This window comes from Citrobacter sp. wls613, assembly GCF_005281195.1.
Taxonomy (GTDB): Bacteria; Pseudomonadota; Gammaproteobacteria; order Enterobacterales; family Enterobacteriaceae; genus Citrobacter; species Citrobacter gillenii.
This window is the reverse complement of the sequence record NZ_SZXN01000055.1, coordinates 47,863-68,169: the sequence shown is the minus strand read 5'-3', so window position 1 is coordinate 68,169 and position 20,307 is coordinate 47,863. Positions and strand designations below refer to the sequence as shown.

General features: G+C 55.4%; 17 protein-coding genes. 6 read left to right on the top strand and 11 right to left on the bottom strand.

Annotated elements, in window-relative coordinates; translation table 11 throughout:
* Positions 1-31: 31 nt before the first annotated feature.
* From FDX01_RS09800 to thpR, 11 genes are all read right to left on the bottom strand, one after another.
* Positions 32-754, bottom strand: a complete 723-nt coding sequence (locus FDX01_RS09800; protein WP_117342298.1) for a fimbrial chaperone — start codon at positions 752-754, stop codon at positions 32-34.
* Positions 755-813: 59 nt separating this feature from the next.
* On the bottom strand, positions 814-1,398 hold the full coding sequence (locus tag FDX01_RS09795; RefSeq protein WP_135912570.1) for a fimbrial protein: 585 nt from the start codon (positions 1,396-1,398) through the stop codon (positions 814-816).
* 291 nt (positions 1,399-1,689) lie between these two features.
* The gene (gene panD, locus FDX01_RS09790; protein ID WP_023178331.1) at positions 1,690-2,070 is read right to left on the bottom strand and encodes an aspartate 1-decarboxylase; all 381 of its coding nucleotides are present in this window, start codon (positions 2,068-2,070) and stop codon (positions 1,690-1,692) included.
* Positions 2,071-2,165: 95 nt separating this feature from the next.
* On the bottom strand, positions 2,166-3,020 hold the full coding sequence (gene panC, locus FDX01_RS09785; RefSeq protein WP_115259425.1) for a pantoate--beta-alanine ligase: 855 nt from the start codon (positions 3,018-3,020) through the stop codon (positions 2,166-2,168).
* Between the two features lie 11 nt (positions 3,021-3,031).
* Positions 3,032-3,823 carry a 3-methyl-2-oxobutanoate hydroxymethyltransferase gene (panB, locus tag FDX01_RS09780; RefSeq protein WP_117342296.1) on the bottom strand — a complete coding sequence of 264 codons (792 nt, stop codon included), beginning with the start codon at positions 3,821-3,823 and terminating at the stop codon, positions 3,032-3,034.
* A 120-nt stretch (positions 3,824-3,943) separates the two neighbouring features.
* The gene (folK, locus tag FDX01_RS09775) at positions 3,944-4,435 is read right to left on the bottom strand and encodes a 2-amino-4-hydroxy-6-hydroxymethyldihydropteridine diphosphokinase (RefSeq protein ID WP_137399721.1); all 492 of its coding nucleotides are present in this window, start codon (positions 4,433-4,435) and stop codon (positions 3,944-3,946) included.
* A 110-nt stretch (positions 4,436-4,545) separates the two neighbouring features.
* Positions 4,546-5,943 carry a polynucleotide adenylyltransferase PcnB gene (pcnB, locus tag FDX01_RS09770; RefSeq protein ID WP_207119307.1) on the bottom strand — a complete coding sequence of 466 codons (1,398 nt, stop codon included), beginning with the start codon at positions 5,941-5,943 and terminating at the stop codon, positions 4,546-4,548.
* 71 nt (positions 5,944-6,014) lie between these two features.
* The gene (gene gluQRS, locus FDX01_RS09765) at positions 6,015-6,911 is read right to left on the bottom strand and encodes a tRNA glutamyl-Q(34) synthetase GluQRS (protein ID WP_117342439.1); all 897 of its coding nucleotides are present in this window, start codon (positions 6,909-6,911) and stop codon (positions 6,015-6,017) included.
* Positions 6,912-6,983: 72 nt separating this feature from the next.
* Complete coding sequence (gene dksA, locus FDX01_RS09760) at positions 6,984-7,439, bottom strand: RNA polymerase-binding protein DksA (protein WP_003829221.1); 456 nt, start codon at positions 7,437-7,439, stop codon at positions 6,984-6,986.
* Between the two features lie 178 nt (positions 7,440-7,617).
* Positions 7,618-8,322, bottom strand: a complete 705-nt coding sequence (gene sfsA / locus FDX01_RS09755) for a DNA/RNA nuclease SfsA (RefSeq protein ID WP_117342293.1) — start codon at positions 8,320-8,322, stop codon at positions 7,618-7,620.
* Positions 8,323-8,334: 12 nt separating this feature from the next.
* Positions 8,335-8,868, bottom strand: coding sequence for an RNA 2',3'-cyclic phosphodiesterase (thpR, locus tag FDX01_RS09750; protein WP_137399699.1), 534 nt, complete (start codon positions 8,866-8,868; stop codon positions 8,335-8,337).
* 73 nt (positions 8,869-8,941) lie between these two features.
* On the opposite strand from thpR, the gene hrpB reads away from it, so the two are divergent.
* From hrpB to fhuB, 6 genes are all read left to right on the top strand, one after another.
* Positions 8,942-11,371, top strand: a complete 2,430-nt coding sequence (hrpB, locus tag FDX01_RS09745; RefSeq protein WP_170974771.1) for an ATP-dependent helicase HrpB — start codon at positions 8,942-8,944, stop codon at positions 11,369-11,371.
* A gap of 125 nt (positions 11,372-11,496) precedes the next feature.
* Positions 11,497-14,034 carry a bifunctional glycosyl transferase/transpeptidase gene (gene mrcB / locus FDX01_RS09740; protein ID WP_137399697.1) on the top strand — a complete coding sequence of 846 codons (2,538 nt, stop codon included), beginning with the start codon at positions 11,497-11,499 and terminating at the stop codon, positions 14,032-14,034.
* 232 nt (positions 14,035-14,266) lie between these two features.
* Positions 14,267-16,480, top strand: coding sequence for a ferrichrome porin FhuA (gene fhuA, locus FDX01_RS09735; protein ID WP_115259418.1), 2,214 nt, complete (start codon positions 14,267-14,269; stop codon positions 16,478-16,480).
* A gap of 47 nt (positions 16,481-16,527) precedes the next feature.
* Entirely contained in the window at positions 16,528-17,325 is a 798-nt protein-coding gene (gene fhuC, locus FDX01_RS09730) for a Fe3+-hydroxamate ABC transporter ATP-binding protein FhuC (RefSeq protein ID WP_096758256.1), read from the top strand.
* Positions 17,325-18,215 carry a Fe(3+)-hydroxamate ABC transporter substrate-binding protein FhuD gene (gene fhuD / locus FDX01_RS09725; protein WP_135912567.1) on the top strand — a complete coding sequence of 297 codons (891 nt, stop codon included), beginning with the start codon at positions 17,325-17,327 and terminating at the stop codon, positions 18,213-18,215. The genes fhuC and fhuD overlap by 1 nt, the downstream gene beginning before the upstream one ends.
* Before the next feature lie 14 nt (positions 18,216-18,229).
* The gene (fhuB, locus tag FDX01_RS09720; protein WP_117342289.1) at positions 18,230-20,269 is read left to right on the top strand and encodes a Fe(3+)-hydroxamate ABC transporter permease FhuB; all 2,040 of its coding nucleotides are present in this window, start codon (positions 18,230-18,232) and stop codon (positions 20,267-20,269) included.
* Positions 20,270-20,307: the final 38 nt, after the last annotated feature.

Sequence of the window (20,307 nt, the reverse complement as noted above, 5' to 3'; positions counted from 1 at the left end):
TTCTGGATGCTGATATCCTTCAGCGCGGTAATTAATTAATGCTGGCCTGGTGCTTCTCTATCCCACCGAAATCATTAATTGCGGCATATTCTATTTTTCCACCTGATATATTAGGCGTGTTTTTTAGCGGAATAACTTCACTTGATAGCGGTGAGATCGTATGGGAATCGACATTTATTTTCTTACCGCTTGCCGTAATAGTGGCGCTTGCCATCGATACGTAATAAGGACTGCTATTATTGGCAACCAGTGTTCCGCCCTGCTGTGACCATTTCAGATTTCCCGCCGCGGTGGCCGGATCGCCCTGTAAACCGTCCGGGCGAAAAAACATCTTAATACGAGTGCGGAACGCGAGCTGCAGGACGTTTTGGGCATTGGCGTCTTTTGCCTTTGGTGGAACTTCCAGCACGTTAAACCAGAACAGAGATTCCCGATCCTGAGGCAGGGCCTGCCCGGTCCACGTAATACGGACGGTCTGGCCTTTTGACGGATCAACGCGCGAGACCGGTGGCGTGACGATAAACGGTAATTTCAGCTCTTGTGGATTAACCGTATCACGACCGTCGTCCAGCCAGGACTGCACCAGCAGCGGTTTGTTGCCACGGTTTTCCATCTTGACGGTAACGTCTTTGGATGACTGTGGATACACAACGCGAGTGCCGGAGATAACGATGTCCGCACTGGCGCTAAATGTGCTTAACGCAGCGCTGGCGCATACCAGAGCAGCGAGGGTAAATTGGGTGTAACGATGCATATATGCTCCCTGCGATGCGCCTGCGGAAAAGGCAGGCGCATAATCCAACTACGGCGTGATTACTCGTAGGACATAGTAAAGGTAGCGTTGCTGCTGACTTTACCGGCGGTGATATCAGTCGTCCCTTTCACCCAGTCTGCGCTTGGAACGTAAGCCACGCGGTAAGCCAGTACGCCAACACCTTCGTCCAGCGTTGCTGTCTGAGTGTTGTTCGCCGGCAGGCCAACCTCGATGCGGTCAGTGTTGCTGGAACCGTTGTTATACAGCGCCAGGCTTACGTTATCGGCATGTCCAGAAACGCTCGGATCGGTTTTCAGGGTACCGTTAGACAGTTCAGCGAACTGCTGAGAGGTGAAGGTGGCTGACGCTTTGGTCAGCGTTGTCGGGCAACCGCTCAGATGCAGTTCGAACTCTTTGGAACCAACGCCGCCAGTGTCAGTGGTCGTCCCTTCAACTTCGCTGACTTTTACCACTGGCATGGTGATGGTGACGTTGTTGGCGTCAACACCGTTGTTAGAGGTGATGGTGCAGGTGGTGTCAGTAACGGCACCATCAAAAGTGATCAGACCTACATCATCTGCGAATGCAGATGCTGAACCCAGTGCGAAAACAATTGCTGCCGCAGCAATGCTCAACTTATTCATTTGTTAACATCCATATAAAATTAAATATTCCCGGCAATAAATGGAGGGAGCCTAAAGAATTTTAGGTTTGGGCATTTTATTCTTGAAAGGACTGTAGGGGGAATTAAGAATTGTTGATAATGAATGTAGAGTTGAGCGTTTGAATGGCTTAGGTGAATATGTTAAAATCGAAAATAAGTTTTACAGGATTAATTAATAAAATATAATATATTTTGTGATATTTATTATTCTGCGCTTTTTATATATTTTATGAATAATAGCCCTGAAAAATATTTCAAGGCTATTATATTATCAGGCAACCTGTACCGGAATCGCTTTCGCAGTACGTTTCATTTCGTTATCGCCTTCGAAGTAGGCAACTTTCGGGCGCCAGGTTCGCGCTTCTTCATCAGACATCGTCACGAAGCTGGCGATAATCACGATGTCGCCAACTTCAGCGCAATGCGCCGCAGCACCGTTCACGGAGATGATCTTCGAGCCGCGTTCAGCCGCAATGGCATACGTAGAGAAACGTTTACCGTTGGTCACGTTCCAGATATCAATCGCTTCGTTTTCCAGAATACCGGAAGCATCGAGGAAGTCCTGGTCAATAGCGCAGGAGCCTTCGTAATGCAGGTCCGCCTGAGTGACCTTCACGCGGTGAAGCTTGCCTTGCAGCATGGTGCGAATCATAACGTCTATACCCTGTCGTTTACCTTGGCAAAGCAGGCAAAAACGACCTGCTTTGAGAAATTTTTAGGCAGTATTGCCCGATTTTTAGCCCCTGTCTACTGGGCTAATGTAACGCTTTGATTGTCGATGAGACGCGCCTGGCCCAGCCATGCAGCGACCAGAATTACTGCACGTTTACTGGTTTCGCTTAGCGCCAGCAAAGTATCGGCATCGCGAATCTGAATGTCATCGGCACGGAAGCCTTTTTCGTTCAGCTCCTGCTCTGCAATGGCAATGATCTCTTCCTGATCGCGCTCACCGGCCTGTAATTTTTCCCCAATGCGGCTCATCACTTTGTACAAGCCTGGGGCGATTTTACGCTGCTCAGCCGTCAGGTAGCCGTTGCGTGAGCTGAGGGCTAAACCGTCTTTGGCGCGAATAATCGGCACACCGACGATCTCAATGTCGTAACCCAGATCGGCCACCATTTTGCGAATTAGCGCCAGCTGCTGAAAGTCTTTCTCGCCAAAGCAGGCGATATCAGGCTGGATCAGGTTGAACAGCTTGCTAACGATGGTGGCAACACCGCGGAAGTGACCTGGACGACTTGCACCTTCCAGCATGGTGGAGAGGCCGGGAACATCAACGAAAGTGTGGCCTTCCAGACCCTGAGGGTAGATTTCTTCTACGGCTGGAGCAAAGACGTAATCGACTTTACGTTTGTTCAGCTTTTCGCAATCTTCTTGCAGCGTACGCGGGTAGCGCACCAGATCGTCCGGGCGGTCAAACTGCATCGGGTTAACGAAAATGCTGGCGATCACTACATCCGCTCGAGCCCGGGCTTCATCGACCAGCTTCATATGACCATCGTGCAGGTTGCCCATGGTGGGAACTAACGCGACGCGCTTACCTTCCTGACGCAGACGACGAACGTGCTGGCGCAGCAGCGGTAGGGTTTCAATAATTAGCACACCTTGACTCCTTAATGGAAACTGTGTTCTTCACCCGGGTAAACGCCGGATTCAACCTCGGTAATATACTGCCGCACCGCGGCGCGCATGTCGCCCGCTTCATTGAGGAAATTTTTGGCAAATTTCGGAATATGGCCGCCGGTAATACCAAACGCATCATGCATCACCAGGATCTGACCGTCGGTGACATTGCCTGCGCCGATGCCGATGACCGGGATGGACAGCGCTTCGGTCACGCGTTTTGCCAGCTCAACCGGAACACACTCCAGCACCAGCAGCTGCGCACCTGCGGCTTCTAATGCCAGGGCATCGTCGAGCAGCGTTTGGCCAGCATCGCCACGGCCCTGCACTTTATAACCGCCAAAGATATTCACCGACTGGGGTGTTAAGCCCAGATGACCGCACACCGGGACCGCACGTTCGGTCAGCATTTTCACCGTATCAACCAGCCACGCGCCACCTTCAATCTTGACCATGTTTGCGCCAGCGCGCATCACCACCGCCGCGTTAGCAAAGGCTTGCTCCGGCGTGGCGTAGGCCATGAACGGTAGATCGGCAAGCAGCAGGCAATTTGGCGCACCGTGACGCACTGCCCGGGTGTGATAGGCGATGTCTTCAACGGTGACCGGTAGGGTGGAATCGTGCCCTTGTATTGTCATTCCCAGTGAGTCGCCGACCAGCATCACATTGATACCTTCGTCGGCAAAGAGTTTAGCGAAGCTGTAGTCGTAGGCCGTAATCGTCGCGAAGCGCTTTTTCTCTTGCTTGCATTTTTGCAGCAAGGAAATGGTCGTCGGTTTCATAACATTTCCTGAGTGTGAAAGTCATATTTACCGGCATTCTAGCAGTCACATTCAGGGGGGCAATGGTTTTAAGCAACCGTTTGGCGCGAAAGCAGTAAACGCTAAAGGGGAGGGGAAAATTTACCAGTGGGCAGGTTTTTCTGCGCCAAGGAGGGTGAGGTGCTGATGCAGGTGGGTACCGTCCGGGAAAGTCAGTTCCGGCGCGATTTCAAACAGCGGCCACAGCATAAAGCCCCGGTTTTTCATATCGTAATGCGGAACGGTCAGACGGTCGGTATTAATCACGTCGTTGCCAAACAACATGATGTCGAGATCCAACGTGCGCGGACCCCAGCGTTCGGCTTTCCGTACTCGCCCTTGCTGCAACTCGATACGCTGCGTGTGGTTGAGCAACTCTTCAGGCGCGAGCGTGGTTTCCAGCGCAACGGCAGCGTTCAGGTAATCAGGTTGATCCTGAGGACCCAATGGTGGCGTGCGGTAGAAGGAGGATACGGCGACGATCCGGCTGTCCGGGATTTCTCCCAGTGCCTGTACGGCAGCATTAACCTGTTCCAGCGGAGAGGCTAAATTGCTGCCGAGTGCGATATATACCCGTCGTCTTTCTGGCTGCATCTGTGTTGGCTTTCCTCGCTCATCCCTGTCACGTACTGATGTACGCTCCTGGGCATTCGCTGTGTCGCCGTCTTGATGCAACCCGAAATCCGTTGGGTATACGCGATGGGTCACGCACTTCCCTCGCGGCGCGGCGCACGTTTACGCGGACGACGATGGCGACGGCGTGCGTCTGGCTCTTCATCCAGCTCGTTCAGCATGCCTTTTTGCTCTGGTGGCGCGGAAACCTGGAATTCGCCCCACCACTGCGCCAGACGCTGCAGTTCGGCGTTGTTTTCCACTTCGGCACGCAGCGCCAGTAAATCGTAGGCTGCGCGGAATTTCGGATGCTCCATCAGCTTCCAGGCGCGTTTTCCCTGACGACGGGACATGCGTAACTGAAGCTGCCAGATATCGCGGGTGAGCGATGTCAGGCGTTTAGGAATCGCCAGCGAGCGGCACGCTTCGTCCAGCACGTCGTTCATCGCCAGCGCGAAAGCGTCGTAGTAGGCCAGACCGCTTTCCTGAGCAATTTTCTGCGCGGCTTCCAGCAGCGGGTACCAGAACATGGCGGCAAACAGGAACGCCGGATTGACACGCATATCGTTGTGGATACGGGTATCGGTGTTCTTCAGTACCTGGGCAATAATGCGTTCCATTGCGCTGTCACCTTCTTCGGTGAAATAGCGGGTAATGGTCGGGAACAGCGGCTGGAACAAGCTGTACTCACGCAGTTTCTTATAAGTTTCGTAGCCGTAGCCCGCCTGTAACAGTTTGAGAGCTTCTTCAAACAGGCGTGCCGGCGGAATATCGTTCAGCAAGGTTGCCAGACGCGGGATCGGCTCGGCGGTTTCCGGGCTGATACGCATGTCGAGTTTTGCTGCAAAGCGGACGGCGCGTAGCATACGCACGGGATCTTCACGATAGCGAGTTTCAGGATTACCGATCAGGCGAATGACGCCGTCTTCCAGATCCTGCATCCCGCCGACGTAATCGCGAACGGTAAAATCCGCTACGCTATAGTAAAGGCTGTTAATGGTGAAATCGCGGCGTTGCGCATCTTCTTCGATGGAACCGAAGATGTTGTCACGCAGCAGCATACCATTTTGACCGCGCTGTGAGGTTGCACGGTCGGCTTCGCTGCCTTCATGGTGTCCGCGAAAGGTTGCCACTTCGATAATTTCCGGGCCAAACATCACATGGGCCAGACGGAAACGACGTCCTACCAGACGGCAGTTACGGAACAGTTTCCGAACCTGATCGGGGGTCGCGTTGGTCGTGACATCAAAGTCTTTCGGCTTTTTGCCCAGCAAAAGATCGCGTACGCCCCCGCCGACCAGCCATGCCTCGTATCCAGCCTTATTAAGCCTGTACATTACCTTCAGGGCATTTTCACTGATATCTTTGCGGGAGATAGAGTGCTGCTCACGCGGGATTACCGTCATATGTGGACGGGCGACGGCAAGCTCGGCCTCGCGCTCCTCGCGGCTTAGCACCTTGCGGCAAAAATTAGCGACTCGGGTAAAAATAGTACACCTCGGTAGTGTCAAACTTCAGTCAGAACAAGTGTTGCTGTGTAAAAATAGCGGCTAATCATAGCTCAGCAAGAGGCATTTGAGAATGCCGGATTTACATTCACTGAACCCGGCACCGTCGTAAGCACCCAATTTTGCACCGCAGTTTGCAGTAATTCTTCCACGCTTAGCGCTTGCCACGGTATTGCTATGTCTTGTCCGAGGAAGCGCAACGCGTCGATGAGAACAGGGCGCGGATCGCCTTGCGGCAGGGCAGGCGCATGATTCTGCTTAGAAAGTTTAGCCCCGTGTTCATTGAGCGCCAGCGGGAGATGAATATAGTCCGGTACCGGCCAGCCAAACTGCTGATACAGCGAAATTTGGCGCACTGTGGGCTCGATAAGATCCGCGCCACGCACGATTTCCGTCACGCCCTGAAAATGGTCATCAACCACCACCGCCAGGTTATAGGCAAACAGCCCATCGCGTCGGTGGATGACAAAATCTTCCCGAGCAAGCTGAGGGTTGGCCTGAATCTCGCCGCGCAGTCGGTCGTTAAACTGCATGACCGGGTGGCGTTGCTTGATACGCACCGCCGCGTGGTCCGGTCCGTGGCGTAATGTGCGACAGTGACCGTCGTAAATGCCGCCAATACTCTGAATACGGGCACGGGTGCAGGTGCAGTAATAGCTCAGATCCTGCTCTTGTAACCAGGCCAGCGCTTCACGGTACGCGTCATGGCGCTGAGATTGCCACAGTACCTCGCCATCCCAGTGCAGTCCGTAATGTTCCAGCTGACGCAGAATCGTATCTGCAGCACCGGGAACTTCACGAGGGGGATCGATATCTTCAATGCGCACCCACCAGATCCCGTGCTGTGCGCGAGCCTGTAGGTAGCTGCCGAGAGCGGCAATCAATGAACCAAAATGCAGTTCGCCGGAAGGGGATGGGGCGAAACGGCCAATATAGCGTTTGTCAGTCATGTCGGTGGATAGCATAAAAGAAGAAGGCGGGAGAAACTCCCGCCTGTAGTCAACGTGGTACAAATGACGGGATTAACCTGCCATCTGTTTTTCGCGAATCTCAGCCAGCGTTTTGCAGTCGATGCACAGATCGGCTGTCGGACGCGCTTCCAGACGGCGAATACCAATTTCTACGCCGCATGATTCGCAGTAGCCGAAATCTTCGTCTTCTACTTTCTTCAGCGTCTTCTCGATCTTTTTGATCAGTTTGCGCTCACGGTCACGGTTACGCAGCTCAAGGCTGAACTCTTCTTCCTGTGCGGCACGGTCAACCGGATCGGGGAAGTTAGCTGCTTCATCCTGCATATGAGTCACAGTGCGATCGACTTCATCCCTGAGTTGATTACGCCATGCTTCAAGAATACGCCTGAAGTGCGACAGCTGGGCTTCGTTCATATACTCTTCGCCCGGTTTCTCCTGGTACGGCTCCACCCCAGCGATGGCGAGAATACTCAGGGACGATGTTTTACGGTTTTGCCCTTCTTGCATGTTGCTTCTCCTTAACACGCACTATCGATCCCCATGTTCGGGGGAAAAATCAGGTCGCTATAAATAGCAGATGCTTTTCCGGATAGCAATTATCTAAACGTTACACTTGACAACCCTGTGAGGAAAAGCGTATTTGCGCACGCGGCCAGAATACTAATTAACCCGTTTGTATATGCCATTACAACGTAATGGCTAATGGCTCTTTAAGAGTCATTCCGTGGGCAGAAAGTTCCGCTTTATATACCAGAATTTCTACCCCCTTAAGCCGTGCTTCGACTAATAATTGCGCATATTTTGCATCGATATGACGCGCGGGTGAAAAATGTGTAATGGCTGAATGCAGCACTGCGAAAAATATCACCGCTCGCTTGCCTTCGGCCGCTACGCTCATCAATTCCCGAAGGTGTTTCTGACCTCGTTCAGTGATGGCATCGGGAAAATAACCCTGATTTTTTTCCGCCAACGTGACTGATTTCACTTCAATATAGCAGTCAGGGCGGGAATCCGCCTGTAACAAAAAATCAATGCGGCTGCCTTCGGCGCCGTATTTTACTTCACTTTTCAATATGCTGTAGTTCGAAAGTTCTGAAATTAACGCATTCTGAATAGCTTCTTTCGTTAATCTGTTAGCCCACAGGGTGTTAACACAAATAAACGCACCGGATTGGGTTTGCGTTAATTCCCAGGTATGCGGGTATTTCCGTTTAGTATTTTCTGATGTTGAATACCAGACGGTGTCACCCGGTGTGGCGCATCCGGTCATCGCGCCGGTATTCGGGCAGTGTAGCGTTAAGGTTGTACCGTCGGGTGTGATCACATCCGCTAAAAAACGCTTGTAGCGCTGAATTAAAGTCGCGCGCTGAAGTGGCGGAGAAAATTCCATGGAAATGTCCTTTTATTTTTCGCCAAGCGTCCAGCGCTGTAGTGGCGTGTAGCGTGTGCGACCGCGTGCAAATGAAGAGGCGTAAAGCGCAAACTCGGTGACCGGAAATGACCAGCAAAAACCCGGCGACGGGATCGTGACCGCATGGCCGGCATCGCGCAACAGTGTGATATGCGGATGAAACGGCTGTGGGCTTTGGTAACACCCGCTGCGCGCGGCCTGCGCCCGCAGCATACTCGCCAATTGCAACAGCCCGCGTGGCGGCTGGCACATTCCTAGCCAGACCACGCGTGAGCGCAGCCATTGTCCGGCGTCATCCAGTGTTAGCGTAAAACCCGGCTGGCGAATACGCCCGGCCAGTTGTGACAGCGCCTGCTGCTTCTCAGCGCTGACCTCGCCTAAAAAGGCCAGTGTCAGGTGCAGATTGTCAGCCGCGACGGGGCGACCCGCTTCAGGCGGGAACTGTGCGGCTCGCCAGTGGATAAGCTGCTCCCGAACCTCGGCTGGCAATTCAATGGCAAAGAACAGCCTTTTTGGCTCAGACATGATGGATACTCGGTTATGAATTAACGCGATGCTACAATGCAGCGCGAAGAATGTTAACCCTCTGGAGCCATTTGTGACGACGTTGCCCGTTGCCGCCGTAGTGCCTGAACTGCTTACCGCCCTTGATACCTCACCGCAGGTTCTGCTGACCGCACCGACCGGCGCCGGGAAATCGACCTGGCTGCCGTTGCAGCTTCTTGCGCACAACGGCATTCAGGGGCGGATTATTCTGCTGGAGCCGCGTCGTCTGGCGGCCCGCAACGTGGCGCAGCGTCTGGCCGAGTTGCTGAACGAAAAGCCCGGTGAGACCGTGGGCTACCGCATGCGTGCTCAACACTGCGTTGGACCGCATACCCGGCTCGAAGTGGTAACAGAAGGTGTGCTCACGCGCATGATCCAACGCGATCCCGAGCTAAACGGCGTTAGCCTTGTGATCCTCGACGAATTTCATGAGCGCAGCTTGCAGGCTGACCTGGCGCTGGCGCTATTGCTGGATGTACAGCAAGGGCTGCGGGATGATTTAAAACTGCTGATCATGTCGGCAACGCTGGATAACGGGCGTCTGCAGCAGCTGTTGCCCGATGCGCCGACGATTGTCTCTGAAGGCCGCGCCTTTCCCGTAGAACGACGCTATCAGCCGCTGGCGGCGCATCAGCGCTTTGATGAAGCCGTGGCGGTGGCAACGGCGGAGCTATTGCGCCAGGAAAGCGGCTCGTTGCTGCTTTTTTTACCGGGCGTGGGGGAGATTCAGCGAGTGCAGGAACAGCTGACCTCGCGCGTAGGCAATGATGTTCTGCTTTGCCCGCTATACGGTGCGTTATCGCTTACCGAACAGCGTCAGGCGATTTTGCCCGCGCCGCCAGGCTCGCGCAAAGTGGTGCTGGCCACCAATATTGCCGAGACCAGTTTAACTATCGAAGGTATCCGGCTGGTGGTGGACTGTGCGCAGGAGCGCGTGGCGCGTTACGACCCGCGCACCGGTTTGACGCGCCTGATTACCCAGCGTATTAGCCAGGCGTCGATGACCCAGCGAGCCGGGCGAGCAGGCCGTCTGGAACCCGGTATTTGCCTGCATCTGCTGGCGAAAGAGCAGGCCGAAAGAGCGGCGGCGCAGGGCGAGCCGGAGATGCTGCAAAGCGACTTGTCCGGCTTGCTAATGGAATTGCTGCAATGGGGATGCACTGACCCAGCGCAGTTAAGCTGGCTGGATAGGCCGCCGACGGCCAATTTGCAGGCGGCAAAACGGCTGCTGCACATGCTGGGCGCACTTGAGGGCGACAGGCTCAGTGCGGCGGGGCAGAAAATGGCGGCGCTCGGCAACGATCCGCGTCTGGCGGCGATGCTGGTCCGTGCCACAGATGACAACGAAGCGGCAACGGCAGCAAAACTGGCGGCGATTCTCGAAGAGCCCCCGCGCGGTGGCAGTACCGATCTGACGGTGGCGTTTTCACACAATCAGCCGAATTGGCAGCAGCGTAGCCAGCAATTGCTGAAGCGCCTGAACATTCGAGGTGGGCAGTCTGATAGCGCGCTGATCGCCCCGTTACTGGCTTCGGCTTTCGCCGATCGCATTGCCCGACGTCGTGGTCAGGAGGGGCGGTATCAGCTGGCTAACGGGATGGGGGCGATGCTGGATGCCGACGACGCATCAGGGCGTCATGAATGGATTATTGCGCCTTTATTGCTGCAAGGCAGCGCCTCGCCGGATGCGCGTATTTTGCTGGCCCTGCCGCTGGATATCGATGCGCTGATACAATCATCTCCTGAGTTGCTGCAGCAGTCCGACACTATCGAATGGGATGAAAATCAGGGGACACTAAAGGCATTGCGCCGCACGCAGGTAGGTCAGTTGACGCTAAAAGTGCAGCCGCTGGCCAAACCCTCGGAAGAGGAACTGCATCAGGCGATGCTGAATGGTATTCGCGATAAAGGGCTAAGTGTGCTCAACTGGACGCCGGAAGCAGAGCAGTTCCGACTGCGTCTGCAATGTGCGGCAAAATGGCTACCGGAATACGACTGGCCTGCCATGGACGACGCGTCGTTGCTGGCGACGCTGGAGAGTTGGCTGCTGCCGCATATGAGCGGTGTGCACGCTTTACGCGCGCTTAAAGCAGTAAATGTGGGCCAGGCATTGCGCGGATTACTGGACTGGTCAATGCTGCAACGTCTGGATAGTGAATTGCCCACACATTACACTGTGCCGACGGGAAGCCGGATAGCCATTCGCTATCACGAGGATAACCCACCGGCGCTGGCGGTCAGGATGCAGGAAATGTTTGGCGAGGCCAATACGCCGACCCTCGCACAGGGGCGCGTCCCGCTGGTGCTGGAACTGCTCTCCCCGGCGCAGCGACCGCTGCAAATCACCCGTGATTTGAGCGCGTTCTGGCAGGGGGCGTACCGTGAGGTGCAAAAAGAGATGAAAGGGCGTTATCCCAAACATGTCTGGCCGGACGACCCGGCGAATACCGCGCCGACACGGCGCACCAAAAAGTATTCATGAGTTGTAGTGGTAGGCCTGATAAGCGAAGCGCCATCAGGCAAAAAAATTGAGAGATTTCTTCTTCTGTTGATTGACGGAAGAACAGAGAATCAGGCCTTTACGCCTGAATGTTGCGGAGAAAAAGCATGGCGGGGAATGACCGCGAGCCAATTGGACGTAAAGGGAAACCGACGCGTCCGGCGAAACAAAAGGTGAGCCGTCGTCAGCTCAGAGATGATGAGTATGACGACGATTATGATGATGACTATGAGGATGAAGAACCGATGCCGCGTAAAGGTAAAGGTAAAGGCAAAGGGCGTAAGCCTCGTGGTAAACGCGGCTGGTTCTGGCTGCTGGTAAAACTGTCGATTGTCTTTTTGGTGCTGATTGCCATTTACGGCGTCTATCTGGATCAAAAAATCCGTAGCCGTATTGATGGCAAAGTCTGGCAGCTGCCTGCGGCCGTGTATGGCCGGATGGTTAACCTCGAGCCAGAAATGCCCATCGGCAAAAAAGAGATGGTGAAGCTGCTGGAGGCTACGCAGTATCGACAGGTCTCGAAGATGACGCGGCCCGGTGAGTTTACCGTGCAGGCGAACAGCATTGAGATGATCCGTCGTCCGTTTGACTTCCCGGACAGTAAAGAAGGGCAGGTGCGTGCGCGTCTGACCTTTGACGGCGATCATCTGGACACCATCGAGAATCTGGATAACAACCGTCAGTTCGGTTTCTTCCGTCTCGATCCACGCCTGATCACCATGCTCTCTTCGGCAAATGGCGAGCAGCGTCTGTTCGTGGCGCGTAGCGGTTTCCCGGATCTGCTGGTGGACACGCTGCTGGCAACCGAAGATCGTCATTTCTACGAGCATGACGGCATTAGCTTGTATTCCATTGGTCGTGCGGTGCTGGCGAACCTGACGGCAGGTCGCACGGTGCAGGGCGCCAGTACGCTGACCCAGCAGCTGGTGAAAAACCTGTTCCTCTCCAGCGAACGTTCTTACTGGCGTAAAGCCAACGAAGCGTACATGGCCGTGTTGATGGATGCCCGTTACAGCAAGGACAGGATCCTTGAGCTGTACATGAACGAAGTCTATCTCGGCCAGAGCGGCGACAGCGAGATCCGCGGCTTCCCGCTGGCGAGCCTGTATTACTTTGGCCGTCCGGTTGAAGAGTTGAGCCTCGATCAGCAGGCGCTGTTGGTGGGGATGGTGAAAGGGGCGTCGATCTACAACCCGTGGCGTAACCCGAAACTGGCGCTGGAGCGACGTAACCTGGTGCTGCGTCTTCTGCAACAGCAGCAGATTATCGACCAGGAACTGTATGAAATGTTGAGTGCGCGTCCGCTAGGCGTGCAGCCGCGCGGTGGGGTGATCTCTCCACAGCCTGCGTTTATGCAGATGGTGCGTCAGGAGCTACAGGCGAAGCTGGGCGACAAAGTTAAAGATCTTTCCGGCGTGAAGATTTTCACCACCTTTGATTCCGTGGCGCAGGACGCCGCAGAAAAAGCGGCGGTGGAAGGCATTCCGGTGCTGAAGAAACAGCGTAAGCTGAGCGATCTGGAAACGGCGATTGTGGTAGTGGACCGCTTTAGTGGTGAGGTTCGCGCCATGGTCGGTGGGTCGGAGCCGCAGTTCGCAGGCTACAACCGTGCTATGCAGGCGCGTCGTTCAATTGGTTCTCTGGCGAAGCCCGCGACCTATCTGACCGCCCTGAGCCAGCCGAAGCTGTACCGCCTCAATACCTGGATTGCCGATGCGCCGATTGCGCTGCGTCAGCCAAACGGTCAGGTGTGGTCCCCGCAGAACGATGACCGTCGCTACAGCGAAAGCGGTAAAGTGATGCTGGTGGATGCGTTAACCCGTTCCATGAACGTGCCGACCGTCAATCTGGGCATGGCGCTGGGGCTGCCAGCGGTCACCGAGACCTGGGAAAAACTGGGCGCGCCGAAAGATCAGCTGCACCCGGTGCCAGCTATGCTGCTGGGGGCATTGAACCTGACGCCAATTGAAGTGGCGCAGGCGTTCCAGACCATCGCCAGCGGCGGTAACCGCGCGCCGTTATCAGCGTTGCGCTCGGTAATTGCCGAAGACGGTACGGTGTTGTATCAAAGCTTCCCGCAGGCCGAACGCGCTGTGCCAGCACAGGCCGCGTATATGACGCTGTGGACCATGCAGCAGGTGGTGCAACGCGGTACCGGCCGTCAGCTTGGCGCGAAGTATCCGGGGCTGCATCTGGCGGGGAAAACCGGGACCACCAACAACAACGTTGATACCTGGTTCGCCGGTATTGACGGCAGTCAGGTGACCATTACCTGGGTGGGTCGCGATAACAACCAGCCTACCAAGTTGTACGGTGCGAGCGGGGCGATGTCGATTTACCAGCGCTATCTGGCAAACCAGACGCCAACGCCGTTAACGCTGACGCCGCCGGAAGATATTGTCGACATGGGCGTGGATTACGACGGCAACTTCGTGTGCAGCGGCGGGATGCGTACGCTCCCGGTGTGGACCAGCGATCCGGATTCGCTGTGTCAGCAAGGTGAGATGCTGCAACAGTCTGGCAATCCGTTTGATCAGTCAACGCCGCCGCAGCAGCCTCAACAGCAGCAACAACCGCCGCAGCAAGAAAAGAAAGACGGCGACGGTGTCGCAGGCTGGATCAAAGATATGTTTGGCAGTAACTAATCTCTCCCAAAACCCGCTTCGGCGGGTTTTTCTTTTCTCATCTCAGACTCCGACCAAACAACATTTCAGCGTAATTCATTAACCCTTTCTTTTCATCTGGTTATTTCTTGACCCCTCAGTTTTAGTAGGGATGTGTATCGCTTGCTATCTCGCCAGCGTTTCGAATATTATGCTGCCGTTATAATAATAATTCTCGTTTACGTTATCATTCACTTTCATCAGAGATATACCAATGGCGCGTTATAAAACTGCTCAGCCAAATTCCTCGCTGCGTAAAATGGCAGTGCTGGTAGCCACAGCGGTTAGCGGCATGTCTGTCTATGCACAGGCGGCGGTTGAACCAAAAGAAGAAACCATCACTGTCACCGCAGCACCCGCCGCACAAGAAAGCGCATGGGGACCTGCTCCGACCATCGCTGCCAAGCGTTCCGCCACGGCAACCAAGACTGATACGCCTATCGAAAAGACCCCACAGTCTGTTTCGGTCGTGACGCGTGAAGAGATGGATACCAAACAGCCGGCTTCCGTGAAACAAGCGATTGCTTACACCCCCGGCGTTTTTGCTACGCGTGGTAGTTCCACCACCTATGATGTGGTGACGATTCGTGGTTTCACCGCGCCTACCACCGTCAATACCAACCAATATCTGGATGGTATGAAACTTCAGGGCAATAACTATTCTGAAGTGTCGATGGACCCATATTTCCTGGAACGCGTAGAAGTGATGCGCGGGCCAACATCAGTGCTGTACGGCAATAGCAACCCTGGCGGTATTGTCAGCATGGTGAGCAAGCGTCCGACCACAGAGCCACTGAAAGAAGTTCAGTTTAAGATGGGGACTAACAACCTCTGGCAAACCGGGTTCGACTTTAGCGATGCTATCGATGATGACGGCGTGTGGTCATACCGCCTGACGGGGTTAGGGAATAGTCAGGACTCTCAGCAAGAGATGTCAAAATCAACGCGTTACGCGATTGCACCTGCGTTTAGCTGGCGTCCTGATGACAAAACCGATTTCACTTTCCTGAGCAACTTCCAGAACGATCCGTACGCAGGATACTATGGCTGGCTGCCGCGTGAAGGTACACTCGTTCCGTATTACGACGCGAATGGCAATCCGCACAAACTGCCGACCGATTTCAACGAAGGTGAAGAAGATAACAAGATGGCGCGCCGCCAGCAGATGGTGGGCTATAACTTCTCGCATGCGTTCAACGATACCTTCACCGTGCGCCAGAATCTGCGTTATGACCAGGTGAAAACGCTTTATCGTTCTGTTTATGGCTACGGTTACAGTGCACCGGGCAAGATTAACCGCCAATACGTGCGTTCTGACGAAGATCTCAACGCGTTCACCGTTGATACCCAATTGCAGTCTGCTTTTGCGACCGGTGATGTTGATCATACCCTGCTGACAGGCGTTGATTACTCACGTATGCGTAACGATGTGAATGCTCTGTATGGTTCTGCCGATCCGCTGGATATGCAGGATCCACAGTATGGCAATCCGAATATCGATGTGAGTGGGCCGTATGCGAAATACGCTGTGCTCAACCGCATGGAGCAGACCGGGCTTTATGCCCAGGACCAGATGGAATGGGATAAGTGGGTGCTGACGCTCGGTGGTCGCTACGATTTTGCGAAAACCTCTACGTTGACCCGCTCCAGCAATTCTCTGGCAGAAGTGAACGATCAGCAGTTTACTTGGCGTGGTGGCATTAACTACCTGTTTGACAACGGTATTTCACCGTATTTCAGTTACAGCGAATCTTTCGAGCCGACCTCCGGTGCAACGAAAGAAGGGAAACCGTTCGATCCTTCACGCGGTAAGCAGTACGAAGCCGGTGTGAAGTATGTACCGAAGGATATGCCGGTCGTGCTGACGGCAGCGGTGTATCAACTGACGAAAAATAAAAACCTGACATCAGACCCGAACGATCCAACCGGGTTGTATAGCGTTCAGAGTGGTGAAATTCGCTCACGCGGTATTGAGCTGGAAGCCAAAGCAGCAGTCAATGCCAATATCAACGTCACGGCGGCATATAGCTACACGGATGCGGAATATACTGAGGACACTATCTTCAAAGGTAAACGCCCGGCAGAAGTTCCGCGTAATCAGGCATCGTTGTGGACCGACTACACGTTCTATGACACTGCCCTGAGCGGTCTGACCGTTGGCGCAGGTGTGCGTTACACCGGTTCAACGGTGAGCTACTATAAAAACGACGCAGCGAAGAAAAATGACGCGTTTAACGTCGGTGGTTATACCGTTGCTGATGCCATGGTCAAATACGATCTGGCCCGTTTCGGCATGGCGGGGTCCAGCGTTGCGGTTAACGTCAATAACCTGTTTAATCGTGAATACGTTTCCAGTTGCTATAGCGAATACGCGTGCTACTGGGGCGCGGAACGTCAGGTCGTTGCAACTGCAACCTTCCGTTTCTAATTTCTCTTTGGGCACGCTTTGCGTGCCCGTTTTACAAGTTGGCCGCTATGCAGGAAAACAGATCCCATCCCGACACCACTTTTGCGTTAAGTAACGTCTCCTTTCGTGTGCCTGGCCGCACGCTTTTACATCCCCTCTCGTTAACGTTTCCCGTGGGAAAAGTAACCGGTCTTATCGGTCATAACGGCTCCGGTAAATCAACCTTATTGAAAATGCTCGGACGTCATCAGCCGCCTTCAGACGGCGAAATCCTGCTCGACGAGCAACCGCTGGAGAGCTGGAACAGTAAAGCATTTGCCCGTAAGGTCGCCTATTTACCGCAACAGTTGCCGCAGGCGGAAGGGATGACGGTGCGTGAACTGGTGGCGATTGGTCGCTATCCGTGGCACGGCGCGTTGGGACGCTTTGGCGTGGCTGACAGAGAAAAAGTGGAAGAGGCGATCACGCTTGTGGGGTTAAAGCCGCTGGCGCATCGACTGGTTGATAGCCTGTCCGGAGGCGAGCGTCAGCGCGCGTGGATCGCCATGCTGGTGGCGCAGGACAGTCGCTGCCTGCTGCTTGACGAACCGACTTCGGCGCTGGATATCGCGCATCAGGTTGATGTACTGGCGCTGGTGCACCGCTTAAGCCAGCAGCGCGGACTGACGGTGATCGCCGTACTGCATGATATCAATATGGCGGCCCGTTACTGCGATTATCTGGTGGCGCTACGCGGTGGCGAAATGATTGCTCAGGGAACGCCCGCGGAGCTGATGCGCAGTGAAACCCTGGAACTGATTTATGGCATCCCGATGGGCATTTTGCCGCATCCGGGCGGTGCCGCACCCGTGAGTTTTGTCTATTAATGGTCGGATTACATCATATCACCCGTCGACGTTTATTAACGGCGATGGCGCTGTCACCGCTGCTCTGGCAGATGAATTCGGCGCAGGCTGCAGCGGTTGATCCAAAACGTATTGTGGCACTGGAATGGTTGCCGGTAGAACTGTTGCTGGCGCTGGGAATCACTCCCTATGGCGTAGCCGATGTTCCTAACTACAGGCTGTGGGTCAATCAACCCCCGTTGCCGGACTCGGTGATTGACGTCGGGTTACGCACAGAACCCAATCTCGAACTGCTGACCGAAATGAAACCCTCGTTTATGGTCTGGTCGGCAGGCTATGGCCCCGCGCCAGAAAAACTGGCGCGCATTGCGCCGGGTCGCGGATTTAGCTTCAGCGACGGCAAAAAACCGCTGGCGGTCGCTCGCCAGTCGTTGCAGGAGATGGCGCAACTGCTGAATCTGCAAACGGCTGCTGAACGTCATCTGGCGCAATACGATACCGTGATTGCCAGCCTGAAACCGCGCTTTATTCACCGCGGCGCGCGTCCCGTGCTCCTGACATCCCTGCTTGATTCGCGGCATATGCTGGTATTTGGCCCGAACAGTTTGTTCCAGGACGTGCTGGACGAATACGGGATCCCTAACGCCTGGCAGGGAGAAACCAACTTCTGGGGCAGCACTGCCGTGGGGATTGACCGGCTTGCCGCGTATAAAGATGTTGATGTGCTGTGCTTCGATCATGGTAACGATAAAGAAATGGACGCGCTGATGTCCACGCCGCTGTGGCAGGCGATGCCGTTTGTTCGCGCCGGTCGCTTTCAGCGGGTACCCGCGGTCTGGTTTTATGGCGCCACGCTGTCGGCGATGCATTTTGCCCGCATTCTGGACACTGCGCTGGGAGGCAAAGCGTGAGCAGGAAACTTGAAATGCCGGATGGCGACGCTAAAAGCGCCTTATCCGGCCTACGGTTCGGGCGCGTTGTTGGCTGGATAAGACGAAGCCGCCATCCGGCATTGCTGCTGGTGGCGCTGTTTATTGTTGCGATCTGGCTGACCTGGATTAACTTCTCCATTGCCCTGCCGCGTGACCAGTGGCAGCAGGCTATCTGGTCACCGAATATCGACGCCATCGAACAGATGGTTTTCCATTACAGCCTGCTGCCACGACTGGCGATTGCGTTACTGGTCGGTGCCGGATTGGGCCTGGTTGGCGTGCTGTTTCAGCAGGTGTTACGTAACCCGCTGGCGGAGCCGACCACGCTGGGTGTGGCAACCGGTGCGCAACTGGGCATTACGGTCACCACGCTGTGGGCCATTCCCGGCGCGTTGACCACGCAATTCGCGGCGCTGGCCGGGGCGTGTATCGTCGGGGCGCTGGTGTTTGGCGTTGCCTGGGGCAAGCGTTTGTCACCTGTGACGCTGATCCTCGCTGGTCTGGTGGTCAGCCTGTACTGCGGTGCGATTAACCAGCTGATGGTCCTCTTCCACCACGATCAGCTGCAAAGCATGTTTATGTGGAGCAGCGGGACTCTCACCCAAACCGACTGGAACGGCGTGCAGCGTCTGTGGCCACAGCTGCTGGGTGGCGTGATGCTGACCCTGCTGTTACTGCGTCCAATGACGCTGATGGGGCTGGATGACGGGGTAGCGCGTAATCTCGGGCTGGCGCTGTCGCTGGCGCGTTTGGCGGCGTTAACGCTGGCGATTGTGCTCAGTGCCTTGCTGGTTAACGCGGTGGGGATTATCGGCTTTATCGGCCTGTTTGCCCCGCTGCTGGCGAAAATGCTCGGCGCACGGCGTTTGCTGGCGCGCCTGATGCTGGCCCCGCTGATTGGGGCCCTGATCCTCTGGCTTTCCGATCAAATTATTCTGTGGTTGACCCGCGTGTGGATGGAAGTCTCCACCGGTTCGGTGACCGCGTTGATTGGTGCGCCGCTGCTGCTGTGGCTGCTGCCGCGCCTGCGCAGCATGAGCGCGCCGGATATGAATGCCAATAACCACGTGGCAGCAGAACGTCAGAACGTGCTGATGTTCGCGCTGGCGGGTGGGGCGATATTGCTACTGACTGCCGTCGTGGCGCTCTCGTTTGGTCGTGATGCCCACGGTTGGACCTGGGCCAGCGGCGCAATGCTGGATGAACTGATGCCCTGGCGCTGGCCGCGTATTCTGGCGGCGATGATTGCCGGGGTGATGCTGGCGGTGGCGGGCTGTATTATTCAGCGCCTGACCGGTAACCCGATGGCCAGTCCGGAAGTCCTTGGGATTAGCTCCGGTGCCGCGTTTGGCGTGGTGTTGATGCTGTTCCTCGTACCGGGTGATGCGTTTGGCTGGCTGCTGCCCGCCGGAAGTCTCGGGGCGGCGGTAACGCTGCTGATTATTATGATTGCCGCTGGGCGCGGCGGCTTCTCGCCGCAACGCATGCTGCTGGCGGGGATGGCGCTCAGCACCGCGTTCACGATGCTGCTGATGATGTTGCAGGCCAGCGGCGATCCGCGGATGGCAAGCGTGCTGACCTGGATCTCCGGCTCGACCTACAACGCCACTGGCGAACAGGTGCTACGGACCGGGATCGTGATGGTGATTCTGCTGGCGGTTACGCCGCTGTGCCGTCGCTGGTTAACGATTTTACCGCTGGGCGGAGAAACTGCGCGGGCGGTGGGTATCGCATTGACGCCGTCGCGCGTGGCGTTACTGATGTTGGCTGCGGGTCTGACGGCGACAGCCACCATGACCATCGGGCCGCTGAGCTTTGTTGGGCTTATGGCGCCGCATATTGCGCGGATGTTAGGTTTCCGGCGCACGATGCCGCATATGGTCATCTCGGCGCTGGCGGGAGGCGTGTTGCTGGTGTTTGCCGACTGGTGCGGGCGAATGGTGCTGTTTCCGTATCAGATCCCGGCGGGATTACTGTCGACGTTTATTGGTGCGCCGTACTTTATCTATTTGTTGAGAAAGCAGAGTCGCTGAGTTTGCCGGATGGTGGCCTATGGACGGACCCCTTTCAT

Excerpts from the sequence above, each read along its gene's own strand:
- FDX01_RS09800 (WP_117342298.1), bottom strand. The coding sequence starts at position 754 with ATGCATCGTTACACCCAATTTACCCTCGCTGCTCTGGTATGCGCCAGC.
- FDX01_RS09795 (WP_135912570.1), bottom strand. The coding sequence starts at position 1,398 with ATGAATAAGTTGAGCATTGCTGCGGCAGCAATTGTTTTCGCACTGGGT.
- panD (WP_023178331.1), bottom strand. The coding sequence starts at position 2,070 with ATGATTCGCACCATGCTGCAAGGCAAGCTTCACCGCGTGAAGGTCACT.
- panB (WP_117342296.1), bottom strand. The coding sequence starts at position 3,823 with ATGAAACCGACGACCATTTCCTTGCTGCAAAAATGCAAGCAAGAGAAA.
- folK (WP_137399721.1), bottom strand. The coding sequence starts at position 4,435 with ATGCAGCCAGAAAGACGACGGGTATATATCGCACTCGGCAGCAATTTA.
- gluQRS (WP_117342439.1), bottom strand. The coding sequence starts at position 6,911 with ATGACTGACAAACGCTATATTGGCCGTTTCGCCCCATCCCCTTCCGGC.
- dksA (WP_003829221.1), bottom strand. The coding sequence starts at position 7,439 with ATGCAAGAAGGGCAAAACCGTAAAACATCGTCCCTGAGTATTCTCGCC.
- sfsA (WP_117342293.1), bottom strand. The coding sequence starts at position 8,322 with ATGGAATTTTCTCCGCCACTTCAGCGCGCGACTTTAATTCAGCGCTAC.
- thpR (WP_137399699.1), bottom strand. The coding sequence starts at position 8,868 with ATGTCTGAGCCAAAAAGGCTGTTCTTTGCCATTGAATTGCCAGCCGAG.
- mrcB (WP_137399697.1), top strand. The coding sequence starts at position 11,497 with ATGGCGGGGAATGACCGCGAGCCAATTGGACGTAAAGGGAAACCGACG.
- fhuA (WP_115259418.1), top strand. The coding sequence starts at position 14,267 with ATGGCGCGTTATAAAACTGCTCAGCCAAATTCCTCGCTGCGTAAAATG.
- fhuC (WP_096758256.1), top strand. The coding sequence starts at position 16,528 with ATGCAGGAAAACAGATCCCATCCCGACACCACTTTTGCGTTAAGTAAC.
- fhuD (WP_135912567.1), top strand. The coding sequence starts at position 17,325 with ATGGTCGGATTACATCATATCACCCGTCGACGTTTATTAACGGCGATG.
- fhuB (WP_117342289.1), top strand. The coding sequence starts at position 18,230 with ATGCCGGATGGCGACGCTAAAAGCGCCTTATCCGGCCTACGGTTCGGG.